Below are 2,137 nucleotides of genomic sequence, written 5' to 3'. Positions count from 1 at the left end.
TCCTGAGTCTCATTCTTAGAGGAAAGTTTTGAGGTGAGTGAAGCAGCGATAGCGACGCGCAAAGAGCGAGTCCACGAGCGTCTGCCTACGGCGAGCTGCGCTAACGCCAATATTCCACCCATACCCAATGCCAGCAGTGAAAGAGGATTTAGCCCATTAACAGCAACAATCGCCCCGGTTGCTAGCATACCGAGAAATTTTAGGCCGCGCTGATGGAACCCATTGCGATATTGATCAATGAGTCCGCGTATGCGAAAGGGTCAACACTTGGCATCTGTGCAGATTCTTTGATTTTGGCCTTTAGTTCGTCTGGTAAGAGTTCTGGATTTTGAATGAAGTGTTGGGCTAGTATGTTTTCTGCAATGAGTGTACCAACTGCTTTGTTCTGAGCAGATTGCACGATGGCCGCGGTGTCGTCTACTTGGGAAGACTGCGTTCGCTTCTGTTTGGGTGCATAAGTCGGAGTAATTTGTTGAGTTTCTGTGACTGCCAGACTGCTTGTAGCTGCTGCTGGCTGTCCATCCTCTTCAATTGGCCCTGATGGCTCAGGAACTACATAGCCTTGCATTCTACCAGTCTGCTGTATGTGTTCGTGTAGTCCGTCCATCTCGGTTATCTGGTCGGCATACAGATAGGCTTTACCGCCTTCCTTCCAGGTTGTAATCCGCAGGTATCGTGTCCGAGCGTAGAAGGAATCACGCTGTATCCCATATTTTTTTTGTAATTCTAATATGGAAATTTTAGAATTTTCTACATCATTTTGTGAGGCAGTCCGGTCTTGGGGGTTTCCTCCATGAGGAACTGCCGAAAGGGTATCTGGTTGGTTGTCTGCCATAATCCGCTTGTTGTATGCCAGTTTTTTAACTATTGTCCGTCATACAATCCGGCAGACTGTATGGTGAAATTACGGGTTGTATTGTGAAGTTTCACCGGACAAGTTAAAAAATCAGTGTTGTGGTAATTACGGTTTACCAATCATAGTTGCCACACTTGTAACCAGCTTTCTTTGCCTCTTCATAAGCAGCATTAATTACTGCCATTTTTTCAGAATCAGGTGAGCTACCACCATCTGGGTGATACTTTCGTGCTAATTTTCGGTAAGCTGTTTTAACTGCATCGTTAGAAGCACGAACATCAACGCCCAGTACTTCCCACCATTTTGTTTCACTGAAATCTGCCCCCGGTGGTAGAGCTTGGTATCCCATAAACGCTTGTTCTAAACTCCCTACTCCCCAGCGTTCCATTCCGCGCATAGCTGCAATGTGTAGTCCAATTGCTCGAAGATTATCCTTTACTTTGAGCCAGCGATCGCAGCATAAAGCATAGTTCTTATCCTTGATTTGAAAGTAAACTGCAACGCCCGGATCGTCCGGTTCTTTAAAAGTTGCATAAGGTAGCCCATCCTGGCGCAACGGCACATTGCTAGACATAATCACGTTTTTTGCATCTATTAACCTAAGTTCATTAAGTAAGTTGTCACGCGCAGTTGAGAAACCAACTTCAAACCGTGCAGCTTCTCGTTTGTACTGTGGGGTTTTGGGGTAAATGGTCGCCCATGTCAGGGGATAGGCTGAAATATTTTCTGTCATTGTTAAGGTTAAGTTTCGTAAAAAGCGATAGCCAATGGCAATAGCAATAACAACAAGGACGTAATACAGTATATACTGAATGCAGTAATTAATGCAGTAATGCAGTATGTCAGTAATTGCCCTTGTCAATCAAAAAGGGGGCTGCTCAAAATCTACGTCTGCCGTCCATCTAGTCTGTTGGTTATCCCGCAAAGGTCACAAAGTCCAGCTTTTAGATGCTGACGCTCAACGTAGCAGCTCAATTTGGCTTCAGTCGATGGAGGAAAACACCATTCCCAGGACTGTACTACAATCACCCGATGAACTCTTAGAGCAAATCCCAGAGTTAGCAGCGCAATCTGATCATCTAATAATAGATGGCCCAGCCGGTTTATCTGAAGCCAGTAGAGCAATATTATTTAGAGCCGATCTAGCTGTAGTTCCCTGTCAACCCACAGGGTTAGATTTGCAGTCAGCCAGTGACGCTGTGCGACTAATCAGGCAAGCTCAGTCTGTGCGTGGTGGTGCGCCCCAAGCTGCTATATTCATCAGTCGTGCTGTTAAGGGTA

4 protein-coding genes are annotated in these 2,137 nt (G+C 45.7%); 1 reads left to right on the top strand and 3 read right to left on the bottom strand.

All coding sequences use genetic code 11. The annotated features are described in order from the left end of the window. The 3 genes from ACYTXL_RS24925 to ACYTXL_RS24915 all read right to left on the bottom strand — a co-directional run. A partial coding sequence (locus ACYTXL_RS24925) for a hypothetical protein (protein WP_461927056.1) occupies window positions 1-188 on the bottom strand: 188 nt, incomplete at its 3' end. An 11-nt stretch (window positions 189-199) separates the two neighbouring features. Continuing rightward, window positions 200-835, bottom strand: coding sequence for a hypothetical protein (locus ACYTXL_RS24920; RefSeq protein WP_461927055.1), 636 nt, complete (start codon window positions 833-835; stop codon window positions 200-202). A 133-nt stretch (window positions 836-968) separates the two neighbouring features. Beyond that, entirely contained in the window at window positions 969-1,589 is a 621-nt protein-coding gene (locus tag ACYTXL_RS24915; protein ID WP_461927054.1) for a J domain-containing protein, read from the bottom strand. 106 nt (window positions 1,590-1,695) lie between these two features. Here ACYTXL_RS24915 and ACYTXL_RS24910 point away from each other — a divergent pair. Next, a partial coding sequence (locus ACYTXL_RS24910) for an AAA family ATPase (RefSeq protein ID WP_461927053.1) occupies window positions 1,696-2,137 on the top strand: 442 nt, incomplete at its 3' end.

This window comes from Nostoc sp. (assembly GCF_054880495.1).
Note: the sequence above shows the minus strand (reverse complement) of the source record. Positions and strands in the feature narration are given on the sequence as shown.

Coding starts and splice junctions, on each gene's coding strand:
- ACYTXL_RS24920 (WP_461927055.1), bottom strand. CDS start 835: ATGGCAGACAACCAACCAGATACCCTTTCGGCAGTTCCTCATGGAGGA.
- ACYTXL_RS24915 (WP_461927054.1), bottom strand. CDS start 1,589: ATGACAGAAAATATTTCAGCCTATCCCCTGACATGGGCGACCATTTAC.